Genomic DNA, 14,613 nt, shown 5'->3' on the forward strand with positions numbered 1-14,613 from the left:
GATGCGCCGGATACTTACCGAAAAGGATGTGGAGCCCGCGGTTCGTGGCGGCTCGGTCTATGCCGCGGGTGGTGGCGGATGGGCCGATCATGGCCGCAGGCTGGGCTATGCCGCGGTGGGGGCGGGCACGCCCGAGCTGGTCTCGGTCGACGAGCTGCGCGAAGAGGACTGGATCGCCACGGCCGCGGCCATCGGCGCGCCGGCCTCGACCACCCCCTGGGAGATGCAGGGCGTCGATTACGTCAAGGCGGTGCGGCTTCTCAACGAGGCATTGGGAACCCCGGTCGCGGGGCTGATGGTGGGCCAGAACGGCAAATCCTCGACGCTGAACGGCTGGCTGCCGGCCGCGATCCTGGGTTGCAAGGTGGTCGATGCGGTGGGCGACATCCGCGCCCATCCGACGGGCGACATGGGCTCGATCGGGATGGCGGGGTCGGACGCGCAGATGATCCAGACGGCGGTGGGCGGCAACCGCGCCGAGAACCGCTATATCGAACTGGTGGTGCGGGGCGCGACGGCGAAGGTCTCGCCGGTGCTGCGCACGGCGTCGGACATGTCGGGCGGGTTCATCGCCTCGGCGCGCAACCCGCTGCGCGCGTCCTATGTGGCGCAGAACGCCGCCCTTGGCGGGATCTCGATGGCGCTTGATCTGGGGCAGGCGATCCTTGCGGCCGAGCCGAAGGGGCCGGGCGCGATGATCGACGCGATCGTGGAAAAGACCCGCGGCGCGATCCTGATCGAGGCCGAGATCACCCGCAAGGACGTGCGCTATACCAACGAGGCCTTCGATATCGGGCAGGTCGTCGTGGGCCATGGCGACAAGGCGCTGACGCTGCATGTCATGAACGAATACATGGCGATCGACGATGCCGGCGGCAACCGCATCGCCAGCTTCCCCGATGTCATCACCACCCTGTCGGCCGAGGCCGAGCCGCTGTCCGTGGGCCAACTTCGGGTGGGCATGCGCGTTCATATCCTGCATGTGCCCAAGGCGCTGATCCCGCTGGGGGCGGGCGTTCTGGACCCGGCCGTCTATCCGCCGGTGGAAAAGGCCATGGGCATTGATCTTGCAACCTATGCGCTGGAGGGCCAAAATGGCTAAGCCGAACCCGCGTCACCCCGATTTTCCGATCCCCGGCGGCCCCGAGATGCGCGCGGCCGACTGGCGCAGCGAGGGGCTTTTGCGGCTTCTGGAGAACGTCCTTGCCGTGGGCGAGGCGCCCGAGAAGCTGATCGTCTATGCCGCCCTTGGCAAGGCGGCGCGCAGCTGGCCCGCGCATGCGGCCATCGTGCAGACGCTGAGCGATCTGCAAGAAGACGAGACCCTGATCATCCAGTCCGGCAAGCCCGTGGCGCGGCTGAAGACCGGAACCGCCGCGCCCAAGGTCATCATGGCCAACTGCAACATCGTGGGCCAGTGGGCCAAGGCCGAAACCTTCTACGAGCTGGAGCGCAAGGGCCTGATCTGCTGGGGTGGGCTGACCGCCGGCGCCTGGCAGTATATCGGCAGCCAGGGCGTGATCCAGGGCACCTACGAGATCTTCATGCGCATCGCCGAGCGCCGCTTCGAGGGCAGCCTGAAGGGCCGCTTCATCCTGACCGCCGGGCTTGGCGGGATGGGGGGCGCGCAGCCGCTGGCCGGGCGGCTGGCGGGGGCGGCCATCCTGTGCGTCGATGTCGATGCCGAGCGCGCGCGGATGCGCCAGCAGATCGGCTTTCTCGACGAGATCGCGCCCGACCTCGATGCCGCACTTGCCAGGATCGCCGCCGCGCAGGCCGAGGGGCGGGCGCTGTCGGTCGGCCTTGTGGGCAACGCCGCCGAGATCTACCCCGAGATTGCCGCGCGCGGCATCACGCCCGACATCGTCACCGACCAGACCTCGGCCCACGATCTCGTCTTCGGCTATGTGCCCGCGGGCTATGATCTGGACCGGGTGCGCCGGCTGCGCGAACAGAACCCGGACGAGCTGATCGCGGCGGGGCGGGAAAGCATCGCGCGCCATGTGACGGCCATGCTCGAATTCCAGAAGCGCGGCGCCGAGGTCTTCGACAACGGCAACCTGATCCGCACGCAGGCACGCGAGGGCGGGGTTGCCGATGCCTTCGACATCCCGATCTTCACCGAGGCCTATCTGCGCCCGCTTTTCGCCCGGGCCATCGGCCCGTTCCGCTGGATGGCGCTGTCGGGCGCGCCGTCGGACATTGCCCGGATCGACGATCTGGTGCTTGAAATGTTCCCGCAGAACGCCATCGTTACGAACTGGATCCGTCTTGCGCGCGACCATGTGCCCTTCGAGGGGCTGCCCGCGCGCATCGCCTGGCTAGGCCATGGCGAACGCACGGCCCTTGCGCGCGCGGTGAACGCGCTGGTGGCCGATGGCACGCTGGCCGGTCCGGTCGCGTTCTCGCGCGATCACCTCGATGCGGGGGGCATGGCCCACCCGAACATCATGACCGAGAACATGCGCGACGGATCGGACGCGGTCGCAGACTGGCCGCTGCTTGACGCGATGACGCTTTGCGCGTCGGGGGCGGACCTGGTCGCGGTGCATTCGGGCGGGGGCGGCTATGCCGGCTACATGACTTCGGCCGGGGTGACGGTCATCGCGGACGGAACCGATGCCGCCGACCTGCGGCTGGACCGTGCGCTGAGCAACGACACCGCGCTGGGGGTCGTGCGCTATGCCGATGCGGGATATCCCGAGGCGCTCGACGAGGCCCGGACGAAGAAGATCGGTCACATTCCGACCTGACAGAACAGGCGGCAGGCGACATAAGCCGCCTGCTGCCGCCAACATCCAACAACGGGGAACCAAGATGTCCAAACTTGCGAAATTCGTGACGGCCGCCATGCTGATGGCCACGCCGGTCCTTGCCGAAGATACGGTGACGCTGAAATATTCGTCCTTCCTGCCCGCGGCGACGGTGAACAATGCACTCTCTGCGCCCGCGCTGGTGGCCAAGGCCGATGAGCTTTCGGGCGGCACGCTGAAGATCGAGCTTTATCCCGGCGGCTCGCTGGTGTCGGGCGGTGAGGTGCAGCTGAAACTGGTGCAGGACGGCGTGGCCGACATTGCTGAGATCCCGATCCCCTACACGCCTGGCCGCATCAGCGGGCTGGACGTGTTCGAACTGCCCAACCTTGCCAAAAGCAACTCGGACGGCGCGCTTGCCAGCATCAAGCTGATCGAGGACGGCCTGATCGGGGGGATGGACGATCTGGTGGCGCTTGGCATGCTGCAATCGGGGCCCTACTACATCCACACCAAGGACCCGATCGAGAACCTGGCCGACCTGCGTGGGCTGAAGCTGCGCGTCTCGGGCAAGACCCAGGCGCAGATCGTCAGCCGCCTTGGCGCGGTTCCCGTTTCGAACATCGCCGCCAACGCGATGGCCGAGAATGTCAGCCGCGGGCTGATCGACGGGGCGCTTGTCGATACGGGCAACCTTTACAACTTCGGCGTGGGCGACTTGCTGAAATACCATGTGACCAACCTGCCGCTGGGGTCTTTCGCGGTGCTGTTCGGCATGTCGAAGGCGCGCTATGACAGCCTTCCCGAGCAGGCGAAAACCGCGATCGACCAGATCAAGGGCGAGTGGTATACCACCGAGCTTGGCCGCAACATGGACCAGCAGACCGCCGATGTGACCGCGCGCCTTGAGGCGGCGGGCGATCACCACTTCGTCGAGCTGAGCGCCGAAGACCTTGCCCATGCCGACGAGGTTCTGGCCGAGGTTGCCGAGGACTGGGAAGCCCGCTCCGACGCGAACCCGGCGATCCTTGCGGCCGCGCGCGCCGCGCTTGGTATGTGACCGGAGGGCGGGGCGGTGCTGAAACTGGCCAACATGATCGCAGTGATCGGCCTGACCGCCCTGCTTGCGGTAACCGGGCTGGTGCTTTTGGAAGTGTTGTTGCGCACGGGTCCGGTTCTGGCGCTGCGCGATGCGCTGCCGGGGCTGGACACGGTGCTGCGACGCTGGGGGATGGACGGGCTGTCCGATCTATATGCCCCCCTTGGCATCGTCGCGGTTGCCGCCTGCCTGCCGGCGATGCTGGCCACGCGCAGCGCGATCACCGTGCGCTTCATCGCCCAGGCCCTGCCCTGGCGGCTGCGCGAAACGCTCGAGGCGGCGGGGGCACTGCTTCTTTTGGCGATGTTCGCGCTCATGTCCTGGTGGCTGGGGCTTTACACCGCCGATCTGTGGCGCTCGGGTGAAACCACCTGGCTGCTGGAGATCCCCCGCTGGCCCGCCTTCGCCATCGCCTGCGCCTGCCTTTGGATCGGCGTGGTCATTCAGGCGCTGGTTTGCGTGCAACAGATTTCGCGGATGCTTGCCGGAACCGAGCCCGAACCCCTGCCGCACAGCGCCGGCGAAATGGAGTAACCCATGTCTTCAATTCTTGTCGGTGCACTGGGGCTTCTGGTCCTTCTTGCGGTGATCCTGCTCAACGTGCCGATCGCGGCGGCGATGGCGCTGGTGGGGGCGGTGGGAACGCTGGTTCTCGATGCGCATGCCTCGGTCTTCTCGCTGTTCGGGACGGCGACGGTGCAGGCGCTGTCCTCGCAGGATCTGATCGTCATTCCGCTGTTCATCCTGATGGGGGGCTTTGCCATCGTGGCGGGCCTGTCGAACGAGATCTACCGCCTGGCCCATGCCTGGTTCGGGCATCTGCGCGGCGGGCTGGCGATGACGACGGTCGGCACCAGCGCGGTGTTCGGCGCGATCTGCGGCTCGTCCGTGGCCACCACCGCGACCATGGTGCAGGTGGCGCTGCCCGAGATGCGGCGCCGCGGCTATTCCGATGCGCTGATCGCGGGGTCGATCGCGGGGGGCGGCACGCTCGGCTCGCTCATCCCGCCCTCGGTGATCATGGTGGTCTATGCCATCCTGACGCAGCAAAGCGTGCTGGACCTGTTCCGCGCGGCCATCGTGCCGGGCATCGCGGCGGTGCTTCTCTATTTCGTGGCGATCCGCATGTTCATGCTGTGGAACCCCGGCGACGGGCAGGTCCTGCCGCGCGCTACCTGGCGCGAGCGGGCCTCGGCCACGGGGCAGGCGCGGCTGACGCTGATGGTGGCGGGCGTGATGCTGGGGGGTATCTATTCGGGTGTCTTCACGGTGAACGAGGGGGCTGCGGTCGGCGTCCTGCTGGTCTTTGTCGCTTGCCTCTTGCGCCGCCGCCTGACGCGCGAGAACTTCGTGCAGACGCTGATCCGCGCGGCCTCGAATATCGGGATGATCTACCTCATCCTGATCGGCGCCGAGATCTACAAGAGCTTCCTGACGCTGTCGGGGCTGCCTGCGGCCACGGTGGCCTGGGTGGGCGGGCTCGATCTGCCGCCGATGCTGATCGTGGCGGTGGTGATCGTGCTCTACATCGCGCTTGGCTGCGTTTTCGACGCCATGGCGGCAATGATCCTGACCATGCCCTTCGTCTTTCCGCTGGTCGTGGGGCAGCTTGGCTTCGATCCGGTCTGGTGGGGCATCATGAACGTGATGATCATCGAGATCGGCATGATCACGCCCCCCGTCGGCATCAACATCTTCGTGCTGCACGGCATGCGGCCGGACCTGAAACTGGCGCAGATCTATCGCGGCATCGTGCCCTTTATCGTGGTCGATGTGGTGCGGATCGCGATCTTCTTGCTCTTCCCCGGCCTGATGCTGGTCTTCGTCTGAAGGAACCTGACATGAACACTGTGACCCGCCGCCCTCTGGACGGCGTGAGGATACTTGACCTCACGCGGGTGCTTTCGGGGCCGTTCTGCACCGCACTTCTGGCCGATATCGGCGCCGAGGTGATCAAGATCGAAAGCCCCGCAGGTGACGATCAGCGCCATATGGGGGCGATGCGCAACGGCCGCTCGATCAATTTCGAGCTGATCAACCGCAACAAGAAAAGCCTCTGCGCCGATCTGAAATCCGCGGCGGGGCAGGCGGCCATCGCCGATCTGGTGCCGCATTGCGATGTGGTGGTGGAGAATTTTCGCCCCGGCGTCGCCGCCCGCCTCGGGCTTGGCCCCGACGCGCTTTGCGCGCTGCGCCCAGACCTGATCCATTGCTCGATCTCGGGCTTCGGCCAGGCGGGCCCGTTGGCGGCCCGGCCCAGCTATGACGTGGTGGCCCAGGCCATGAGCGGCTTCATGAGCGTGACCGGAGAGCCCGACGGCCCGCCCGTCTTCGCCGGCGATTCCATCGGCGATACCGTGCCGGGGCTATACGCGGCCTGGGCGATCTGTGCGGCGCTGTTCCGCCGCGAAAGAACCGGGCAGGGCGAGCGGATCGACATTTCGATGTTCGACAGCCTGTTCTCGCTTCTGCCCACGGCGCTGTCGCAATACCAGTTGACCGGAAAGGCCCCGCCCCGCACGGGGGCGAACCATCCGCTTTCCGCGCCCTTCGGCGCCTATCGGGCGGGGGATGGCTATTTCGTTCTGGCGGTGGCCAATGGCGCGCTGTTCCGCAAGCTCTCGGCCGCGATCGGTGCGCCCGAGCTGCCCGATGATCCGCGTTTCGCCTCGGATCAGGCGCGGAGGACGAACGAACCCGCGCTGCGTGCCGTGATCGAGGCCTGGGCCGCGCCGCTAGGCGCCGCCGAGGCGATCGCGCGGCTGGAGGCCGAGGGCATCCCTGCCGCGCCGATCTGGGATCTGGCGCAGGCCGCCCGCAGCCCGCAGATCGCCGCGCGCCAGTTGCTGTGCCGCCGGGAAACCGCCGCGCTTGGCGCGCTTGATCTGCCCGAACAGCCCGCGCTTTTCGCAAGCTATGCGCGCGGCGCGCAGGCCCCGGCCCCCGATCTGGGCGCCGATACCGCCGATATCCTTGCCACCGTGGCGGGCTGGGACCAGGCCCGCATCGCCGCTTTCGTGGATCTCGTCTCGACATTGAAGGAGACCGACTGATGGATCTTGCATTCTCCGCCGGGGATCAGGCCTTCTTCGCGCAGGTGCGCGATACGCTGGCCCGCGAAGTGCCCCCCGACATCTCGGCAAAGGTGCGCCGCAACGAGGTGCTGGAGCGCGCCGACTATCTCCGCTGGCAGGACGTGCTCGTGCGTTATGGCTGGTTCGCGGCGGGCTGGCCGGCCGAATATGGCGGGCCTGGCTTTTCGCCCACGCGGCGCTACCTGTATGAGCAGGCCTATGGCGCGACCTATGCCCCGCCGCCGGTGCAGTTCGGCATCACGATGGTGGGGCCGATCATCTTCACCTATGGCACGCCCGCGCAGAAAGAGCGCTTCCTGCCCGACATCCGGCAGAACCGCGCCTGGTGGTGCCAGGGCTATTCCGAGCCGCAGGCCGGGTCCGACCTTGCCGCGCTGCGCAGCTTTGCCGAACGCGATGGCGACAGCTATGTGGTCAACGGGCAGAAGATCTGGACGACATGGGCGCAATGGGCGGACTGGATGTTCTGCCTGGTCAAGACCGACCGCAGCGTCAAGCCGCAGGCCGGGATCAGCTTCCTGCTGATCGACATGAAATCGCCCGGCATCACCGTGCGGCCGATCCGCACCATCGACGGCGATGCCGAGGTCAACGAGGTCTTCCTTGATAACGTGCGGGTGCCCGCCGAAAACCTGATCGGAGAGGAAGGCGGCGGCTGGACCTATGCCAAGGTCCTGCTGGAGCATGAGCGGTTCATCATGTCCGGTGCCGCCCGGTCGCGCCGCGACCTCGAGGCGCTTCGGGTGCTGGATGCGGGGGGCGCGTTCGCGGGGCGCATCGCGCGGCTCGATACCGATCTGCTGGCGCTGGAATATCTGGAGCTGCGGCTGCTTTCGACGATGAATGCCGGGCAGAATCCGGGGCCGCGCGCCTCGGCGCTCAAGATCCGCGGAACCGAGATCGCGCAGGCGATCTCGCGGCTGCGGCTGGACATGGCGCGGGCCACGCGCGGCCCGCTGCCCGATGTTCTGCACAATGCCGAAGAGATGTGGCTGAACCTGCGCAAACTGACGATCTGGGGCGGTTCGAACGAAATTCAGCGCAATGTCATGGCCAAGGCCGTGCTGGGGCTGGGGGGCTGAGGGTCATGGATTTTGAACTGAACGAAACCGAACGACTTTTGCACGACAGCCTGCTGCGCTTTGTCCAGGCCGAGGCGCCGCGCGATGCGGCGCAGGACTGGGGGCATGCGGTTGCGATGGGCTGGCACGCGGCGGCCACGCCCGAGGCGCAGGGCGGCTTCGGCATGGGGCTTGTCGGCGCGATGCTGATCGCCGAAAGCCTTGGGGCGGCGCTGTCGGCGCTGTCGTGGCGCGACGCGGCGGTGGTGCCGGCCCTGGCGCTTGCGGCCCTGGCCGACGAGGGTGATGCTGATTGCGCGGACTGGCTGGAAGGTTTCCTGGCCGGTGATCTGGCGGTGCATAGCGCGTATCTGGACGCGCCGCCCGCCGCCGGGGAATTGGTTCTGGAGGTGGTGCCCGAGGGGCCGGAAATCGGGCTGGTCCTGCTGCGCTATCGCAAGGGCGGGCAGGGCCATGTCGCGCTTGCCGGGGCGCCTGCGCTTCGGCGCGACGGCCCGTCACGCGGCAATCTTCGGGTCGATCCGACCGGGCTGCGCTGCCTTGCCCTTCCCGCGGCGCTCGAGGGGCGGCTCGATACGGCGGCCCGCATCACCGCGGCGGCCGATCATCTGGGGGCGATGCAGGCGCTGATGGACATGACGCTGGACTATGTGCGCACGCGCCAGCAGTTCGGCCGCCCGCTTGGCGCGTTCCAGGCCTTGCAGCACCGTCTGGTGGACATGTTCGTGGCGCTGGAAGAGGCTCGCGCGCTGATCATGGCCGCGGCGATGGCGGCCACGGCAGCGCGCGCCGATGCCGCGCGGCTGGCGGCGGCGGCATGGGACTGCGCGCGCCGCGCGGGTGCGAAGATCGCCGAAGAGGCGATCCAGATGCATGGCGGGATCGGCATGACCGAGGAATGCCGGGTCGGCGCCTATGTCAAACGCATCCTGCGCAACGAGGCGTCCGTTGCCTAGCTCTGCCCGGCGATGGCGGCAGCGATACGGCGGATGCCTTCGGGAATGCGGCTGGCCGCGATCGACGAATAGGCCAGCCGGTAAAATCCCGCGCCCTGGGCGGGATCGTTGAAGAACGGCGCGCCGGGTTCGATCAACACGTCATTCCGGCCAAGGATACGCGCCAGCTTGGCGCTATCGAGCCCCTCGGGCGTCGCCATCCAGAAGCTCGATCCGCCCGCGGCACCCTGGAGGGCGGGGCGGAGCCCTTCCTGCAAGATGGCCTCGCGCATGACCGCGCGGCGGGTAGCATAAGCGCGCCGCATCCGGTTCATCTGGGCGTCGTAATGGCCAAGTGCCAGAAAATGCGCCAGCGTGCGCTGCATGTGCCCGGGTGGGTGGCGCAGCACAAGGCCCCGCAGCGCGCGCGCCTCGGCGATGAAGGCGGGCTCGGCTACGATGTAGCCGAGGCGTAACCCCGGAAAAACCGATTTCGAGAACGAGCCAACATAGATCACCGTCCCGGCCGCATCCATCGCCTTGAGCGCGGGCGAGGGTGCCCCGGCAAAGGACATCTCAAATTCGTAATCGTCCTCGATGATCGCGAAACCGCGGGCCATCGCGTGATCCAGAAGCGTGCGGCGGCGCGCAAGCGGCATGGTCGAGTTCGTCGGGCATTGGTGGCTGGCGGTGGTAAAGACGGCGCGAACCCCTGCAGGGATGGCCTCGGGGGGCAGGCCCGCGGCATCGACGGCAACGGCGCACAGTTCTGCCGGGGTTTGCGACAGGATCTGGCGCAGGCCGGGATAACAGGGCGCCTCGATCGCACAGCGCCCGCCCGCACCCAGAAGGATCTGCGCGGCCAGCCATAGCCCGTTCTGCGCCCCCAATGTCAGCAGGATCGCTTCTGGCGGGGCGTGGATGCCGCGCCGGGGAAGGATGTGGCGCGCGATGTAATCGACCAGTTCGGGGTCGTCCTCGTCGTAAAGGTCGCCGGTCAGGCTGTTGAACTCGCGCCGGCCGAGCGCCCGCATCGCGCAGTGGCGCCATGCCGCGTGATCGACAAGGTCGGGATCGGCCTGGCCATAAACGAATGGATAGGCGAAGCGGCGCCAGTCGGGGCTTCGGTCGGTGCGCCTTGCACGGCTGAACTGGCCGCCAAGATGGGCGGCCCAGTCGAAGCGGGGTGTGTCGGGTGCGCGCGGGCCGATGTCGAGCCGCGCCTCGATCCGGTCAGAGATATAATGGCCTGACCGTGCCCGGCTGGTCAGGTAATCGGTTGCCAGAAGTTCGGCGAATGCCTGCGCCACGGTGACGCGCGCCACGCCGAGATGGCGCGCCAGGCGGCGGCTGGAGGGCAGCTTTTCGCCGGGGCGAAAGCGCCCCTCCAGGACGCCGCTGATGATCTGGCGGCGCAACTGCACCTGAAGCGGGATTGCGGCGTTGCGGTCAAGAAAGAAGGCGTCGGCGGGGATCGGCATCTTGGACCTTTCGGGCAGGCCGGGCCATCAAGCCCGACCCATGCGCCGCGATCAACCCCGCAGGCCGCGCCCTCAGCCGAAGACGCGCGTCAGCGCGGCGTCGATCGCGCCGGTGATCTGGTCGATATCGTCCGGCGTGGCGATCAGCGCAGGGCTGAGGCAAAGGACATTGTTCATTCCCGGGATCGAGCGGTTCGTGGCCCCGATGATCACGCCTTGCGCCATGCAGTCGGCCACCACGGCCTGCACGCGCTTTTCGTCCACGGGTTCCTTGCTGGTGCGGTCGGCGACCAGCTCGGCCCCGCAAAACAGCCCCTTTCCGCGCACATCGCCGATAACGGCGTGTTTTTCCATCAGCACCTCGAGATTGGCAAGGCAGCGCGCGCCCATGGCAAGCGTGTTGTCCAGAAGGCCCTCTTCCTCGATGATGCGCATGTTTTCCAGTGCGGCCACGGGGCCCGCAGTGCAGCCGCCGAAGGTCGAGATGTCGCGGAAATAGCCAAGCTGGTCTTCCGGGACGTCCTTGAACATCTCGAAGACGCGCTCGGTCGTGACGGTGCAGGAGATCGCGGCATAACCCGAGGCGACACCCTTGGCCATGGTCACGAAGTCGGGCTCGATGCCGTAATGCTGATAGCCGAACCAGGTGCCGGTGCGGCCCACGCCGCAGACCACCTCGTCGATATGCAGCAAGATGTCGTATTTGCGGCAGATGTGCTGAACACGCTCCCAATACCCCTTGGGCGGCACGATCACGCCGCCGCCTGCGGTGACAGGTTCCAGAACGATCGCGCCCACGGTATCGGGGCCTTCGCGCAGGATGACCTCTTCGATGGCGTCGGCCGCGCGCTCTCCGTAATTCTCGACATCCCATTGCTTGCGGTATTCCAGGCAGTGGGGCACGCGCACGAAGCCGTCGGGGAAGGGGCCGTATTGCATTGCGCGCTGATCCTGCCCCGAGGTGGCAAGCGTGCCGATCGTGGTGCCGTGATAGTCGCGGTCGCGGTAGAGGATCTTCCACTTGCGCCCGCCGTGATGGCGCTGTGCGATCTGGCGCACCATCTTGTAGACCTTCTCATTCGCCTCGGAGCCGGAGTTGGAGTAGTAGACCCGGCTCATGCCCGGCATCTTGCCGATCAGTCGCTGGGCGAAAAGTGCCCCCGGAATACTGCCGGCCGAGCCTGCGAAATAATTGAGCTTCAGCAGCTGGTCGCGCACGGCGTTGGCGATGCTTTCCCGCCCGTAGCCCACGTTGACCGTCCAGACCCCGCCCGAGACCGCATCAAGATGCTCCTTGCCTCGGGCGTCCCAGATGCGCATCCCGCGCCCTTCCACCATGACCCGCGGGTCGATCGTCTCATAGGGTTTGTGCTGGCTGAGGTGGTGCCAGATATGGGCGCGGTCGGCTTCGACCACCTTGCTCAGGTCATTGGGGGAAACATCAAGCGACATGGCGGGCTCCTGTGGGAAGGGGTTGTGCCAGTCTCGGCCCCCTTCATGCGCGCGAATAGAGCCAGTTGAAAAGAGCTGATGGGGCCAGTTTTCCGTGTGTCGTCCGATAGGTCTGTGCGACAGGGTGGAGACATGCTTGGAACACGATTCCGGCATTTTCGAGAGGGAGGGTGACAAATAAGAACGCTGTTCTTCCGTTCGGGGTGTGGTGGAACAAACGTCCCGGACGATCCCTGCCACAAAACCCCGATTTCATGCGCCCCGCGCCTGCGCGAATTTTGGCCTTGGTGCAACCGGCCGAGCCTCCCCCGCCGGGCTTGCCGCGCGCGCGTATTGGCGCCAGATGCAGGACAGACCGATCAGGAGCTTCCGATGAAAACGCTTACCATGTCCACGGCCGTCGCGCTTGCCTTCGCGCTGCCCGCCTTTGCCGAAACGGACGGTTTCGGCCCGCTGCTCAGCCCGACCGAGCTTGCCCAGGTGCTTGAGGCGGGCGATCCGCTCGTGCTCGATATCCGCCCCGCCGATGACGAGGGCTATGCCAGCGGCCACCTGGCCGATGCGGTCAGCGCGCCCTACGGGCTGTTCCGCGGCCCCGAGGACAACCCCGGCCAGCTGCCCCTGGACGCCGATCTGACGCAGGTTCTGCGCGGCCTTGGCGTGCGGGCCGACCTGCCCGTGGTGATCGTCAACCAGGGCAAGGACGCCACCGATTTCGGGGCCGCCGCGCGGGTCTACTGGACGCTGAAATCCAGCGGTGTGCAGGATCTGGCGATCCTGAACGGCGGCGTGAATGCCTGGACCGAGGCGGGCTATGCGCTGGAAAAGGCCCCCGTCGCCCCGCAGCCCAGCACCATCGACGTGCAATTCTCGCACCAGTGGCTGGCCACGACCGAGGATGTCGCCGCCGTGGTCGAGGGCAAGGACAGCGCGCTGTTGCTGGATGCGCGGCCCGAAAGCTTCTGGAAGGGCGATCAGGGCCATCCGGCCGCCGCCAAACCGGGCACGCTACCGCAGTCGCAGTATTTCACGCATAGCGGATGGTTCTCGAACGGTCCGGCGATCGTGGATGCCGAGGCCGCCAGGCGCCTTGCGCAGGAAAACGGGCTGTCGGAATCGGATCAGCTGATCTCGTTCTGCAATACCGGCCACTGGGCCGCCACCAACTGGTTCGCGCTGAGCGAGCTGGCCGGGGTGGAGAACGTCAAGCTTTACCCGGACTCGATGGTCGGATGGTCCAATGCGGGCTATGAGATGGCCAATGTGCCCGGCGTGTTCCGCAACCTGTGGAACCAGGTTACCAGCGTTTTCTGAGGCTGAGCGATGACCGACCAATCCGTTGAGCTTGCCGCGCGGCGGCCCTTTGCGGCGATCCTGCCGCGGGGCGCGCTGATTGCCGCCGCGCTGCTGGCCTGCCTGTTCGTCGCCGCCACAGCCGGGGCGCGCTACGGCCTTCTGCTGCTGCTGGGGGTCGGCTTCGGCGTCACGCTCGAGGGGTTGCGCTTCGGCTTTGCCGGGCCGTGGCGCGCGATGATCCTGCGCCGGGAGCCGGCGGGCATTCTGGCGCAGCTTCTGTCCATCGGGATCGTGGCGGTCGTGGCCTTCCCGCTGCTGGCCAGTCACGGCGCGGAACTGAGCGGCGCCCACGCGCCCGTGGGCTTTGCCATGATCGGCGGGGCCTTCGTCTTCGGGGCCTGCATGCAGATCGTCCTGGGCTGCGGCTCGGGCACGCTGGTCAATGCCGGAAGCGGCAATCCCGTCAGCCTGCTCGCCTTGCCTTTCTTCATTCTGGGAAGCTTCTTCGGCGCCTCGCATCTTCTGTGGTGGACGGGGCTGGGCAGTGCGCCGGTGGTCGCGCTTGGAGGCACCGAGGGGCTTGTCATCACGCTGGCGGGGCTGGTTGCGGTGGCAGCACTTCTGCTTTGGCTGGCCGCACCGGGCAACCGCAAGATCCCGCGCCGGATGCTTTGGGCGGCCGTCCTGCTGGCGGTGCTGGCGCTTGGCAACCTTGTCGTGGCGGGCCAGCCCTGGGGCGTGGTCTACGGGCTTGGCCTTTGGGCGGCCAAGGGGGCGACGGCGCTTGGCGTGGATCTGTCGGGCTCGTCCTTCTGGGGCGCGCCGGGCAATGCCGCCCAGCTTGGCCAGAGCCTTCTGACCGATGTCACCTCGCTGACCAATATCGGCATCATTATCGGTGCCTTCGTCGTGGCCGCGTGGCGCAAGGGCCTGTCGCAAGGGCTGCCCGCGCTTCCGCTGCGGGCCTGGGGGGCGACGGTGGTCGCGGGGTTCTTGCTGGGCTATTCCTCGCGGCTGGCCTTCGGCTGCAACGTGGGGGCGTTCTTCAGCGGCATTTCCACCGGAAGCCTGCATGGCTGGGTCTGGTTCGTGGCGGCCTTCGCGGGCGCGTTCCTCGGGGTGCGCCTGCGCCCCGTGCTCGGACTGGAGGGACGCTGATGAAGACCCGCCGTCTGACGGCCATCGTTGCGCTTGCGTCGCTTGGGGCGCTGATCGCGCTGGATCTGGGCTGGAGCAAGCCCCTCGATCCCTACAAGGCGCCGCCGCTGCTGGCGCTTGGCTCGGGGCAGGCCGCAAGCGGGGCGCATTGCGCGGCGCTGCCACACTGAACGCGACAGGCGCGGGGGGACGGGTGCCCCCCCGCGCCTGTCCCTTGGCCATGTGAGCACGGCTTGCGGGGTTGATTTCTGCGCAGCAGCAT

The 14,613-nt window shown here is 67.3% G+C and carries 13 protein-coding genes; 11 read left to right on the forward strand and 2 right to left on the reverse strand.

The features are described from left to right. Position 1: 1 nt before the first annotated feature. From ertC to AC4PTO_RS05470, 8 genes are all read left to right on the forward strand, one after another. Positions 2-1,102, forward strand: coding sequence for a thiohydantoin desulfurase (gene ertC / locus AC4PTO_RS05435; RefSeq protein WP_492732645.1), 1,101 nt, complete (start codon positions 2-4; stop codon positions 1,100-1,102). After that, entirely contained in the window at positions 1,095-2,753 is a 1,659-nt protein-coding gene (gene ertB, locus AC4PTO_RS05440; protein WP_492732647.1) for a thiourocanate hydratase, read from the forward strand. The genes ertC and ertB overlap by 8 nt, the downstream gene beginning before the upstream one ends. Positions 2,754-2,817: 64 nt before the next feature. Then, positions 2,818-3,813, forward strand: a complete 996-nt coding sequence (gene dctP, locus AC4PTO_RS05445; RefSeq protein WP_492732649.1) for a TRAP transporter substrate-binding protein DctP — start codon at positions 2,818-2,820, stop codon at positions 3,811-3,813. Between the two features lie 15 nt (positions 3,814-3,828). After that, positions 3,829-4,386 carry a TRAP transporter small permease subunit gene (locus tag AC4PTO_RS05450; RefSeq protein WP_492732651.1) on the forward strand — a complete coding sequence of 186 codons (558 nt, stop codon included), beginning with the start codon at positions 3,829-3,831 and terminating at the stop codon, positions 4,384-4,386. 3 nt (positions 4,387-4,389) lie between these two features. Continuing rightward, complete coding sequence (locus tag AC4PTO_RS05455) at positions 4,390-5,682, forward strand: TRAP transporter large permease (RefSeq protein WP_492732655.1); 1,293 nt, start codon at positions 4,390-4,392, stop codon at positions 5,680-5,682. An 11-nt stretch (positions 5,683-5,693) separates the two neighbouring features. Continuing rightward, a complete protein-coding gene (locus AC4PTO_RS05460; RefSeq protein ID WP_492732657.1) occupies positions 5,694-6,905 on the forward strand; it encodes a CaiB/BaiF CoA transferase family protein in 1,212 nt (403 codons plus the stop codon). After that, positions 6,905-8,029, forward strand: a complete 1,125-nt coding sequence (locus AC4PTO_RS05465; protein WP_492732659.1) for an acyl-CoA dehydrogenase family protein — start codon at positions 6,905-6,907, stop codon at positions 8,027-8,029. The genes AC4PTO_RS05460 and AC4PTO_RS05465 overlap by 1 nt, the downstream gene beginning before the upstream one ends. 5 nt (positions 8,030-8,034) lie before the next feature. Continuing rightward, positions 8,035-8,985: an acyl-CoA dehydrogenase family protein gene (locus tag AC4PTO_RS05470; RefSeq protein ID WP_492732663.1), complete on the forward strand. Its 951-nt coding sequence runs from the start codon at positions 8,035-8,037 to the stop codon at positions 8,983-8,985. Here the strand turns inward: AC4PTO_RS05470 and pdxR are convergent. Both pdxR and tpa read right to left on the reverse strand, forming a co-directional pair. Further along, entirely contained in the window at positions 8,982-10,445 is a 1,464-nt protein-coding gene (gene pdxR, locus AC4PTO_RS05475; protein ID WP_492732667.1) for a MocR-like pyridoxine biosynthesis transcription factor PdxR, read from the reverse strand. The genes AC4PTO_RS05470 and pdxR overlap by 4 nt on opposite strands. A gap of 72 nt (positions 10,446-10,517) precedes the next feature. Next, positions 10,518-11,897: a hypotaurine--pyruvate aminotransferase Tpa gene (gene tpa, locus AC4PTO_RS05480; protein WP_492732669.1), complete on the reverse strand. Its 1,380-nt coding sequence runs from the start codon at positions 11,895-11,897 to the stop codon at positions 10,518-10,520. Between the two features lie 372 nt (positions 11,898-12,269). On the opposite strand from tpa, the gene AC4PTO_RS05485 reads away from it, so the two are divergent. The 3 genes from AC4PTO_RS05485 to AC4PTO_RS05495 are packed head-to-tail and all read left to right on the forward strand — an operon-like array spanning position 12,270 to position 14,521. Next, positions 12,270-13,211 (forward strand): sulfurtransferase, encoded by a 942-nt coding sequence (locus AC4PTO_RS05485; protein ID WP_492732671.1) that lies wholly within the window; start codon positions 12,270-12,272, stop codon positions 13,209-13,211. A 9-nt stretch (positions 13,212-13,220) separates the two neighbouring features. Then, complete coding sequence (locus tag AC4PTO_RS05490) at positions 13,221-14,351, forward strand: YeeE/YedE family protein (protein ID WP_492732673.1); 1,131 nt, start codon at positions 13,221-13,223, stop codon at positions 14,349-14,351. Continuing rightward, positions 14,351-14,521, forward strand: coding sequence for a hypothetical protein (locus AC4PTO_RS05495; protein WP_492732675.1), 171 nt, complete (start codon positions 14,351-14,353; stop codon positions 14,519-14,521). The genes AC4PTO_RS05490 and AC4PTO_RS05495 overlap by 1 nt, the downstream gene beginning before the upstream one ends. Positions 14,522-14,613 lie beyond the last annotated feature (92 nt).

The sequence above is a fragment of the Rhodobacter maritimus genome, from assembly GCF_058747975.1.

Bases quoted from the DNA above. Each gene is read 5' to 3' on its own strand.
- ertC (WP_492732645.1), top strand. From the start codon at position 2: ATGCGCCGGATACTTACCGAAAAGGATGTGGAGCCCGCGGTTCGTGGC.
- ertB (WP_492732647.1), top strand. From the start codon at position 1,095: ATGGCTAAGCCGAACCCGCGTCACCCCGATTTTCCGATCCCCGGCGGC.
- dctP (WP_492732649.1), top strand. From the start codon at position 2,818: ATGTCCAAACTTGCGAAATTCGTGACGGCCGCCATGCTGATGGCCACG.
- AC4PTO_RS05455 (WP_492732655.1), top strand. From the start codon at position 4,390: ATGTCTTCAATTCTTGTCGGTGCACTGGGGCTTCTGGTCCTTCTTGCG.
- AC4PTO_RS05460 (WP_492732657.1), top strand. From the start codon at position 5,694: ATGAACACTGTGACCCGCCGCCCTCTGGACGGCGTGAGGATACTTGAC.
- AC4PTO_RS05465 (WP_492732659.1), top strand. From the start codon at position 6,905: ATGGATCTTGCATTCTCCGCCGGGGATCAGGCCTTCTTCGCGCAGGTG.
- AC4PTO_RS05470 (WP_492732663.1), top strand. From the start codon at position 8,035: ATGGATTTTGAACTGAACGAAACCGAACGACTTTTGCACGACAGCCTG.
- pdxR (WP_492732667.1), bottom strand. From the start codon at position 10,445: ATGCCGATCCCCGCCGACGCCTTCTTTCTTGACCGCAACGCCGCAATC.
- tpa (WP_492732669.1), bottom strand. From the start codon at position 11,897: ATGTCGCTTGATGTTTCCCCCAATGACCTGAGCAAGGTGGTCGAAGCC.
- AC4PTO_RS05485 (WP_492732671.1), top strand. From the start codon at position 12,270: ATGAAAACGCTTACCATGTCCACGGCCGTCGCGCTTGCCTTCGCGCTG.
- AC4PTO_RS05490 (WP_492732673.1), top strand. From the start codon at position 13,221: ATGACCGACCAATCCGTTGAGCTTGCCGCGCGGCGGCCCTTTGCGGCG.
- AC4PTO_RS05495 (WP_492732675.1), top strand. From the start codon at position 14,351: ATGAAGACCCGCCGTCTGACGGCCATCGTTGCGCTTGCGTCGCTTGGG.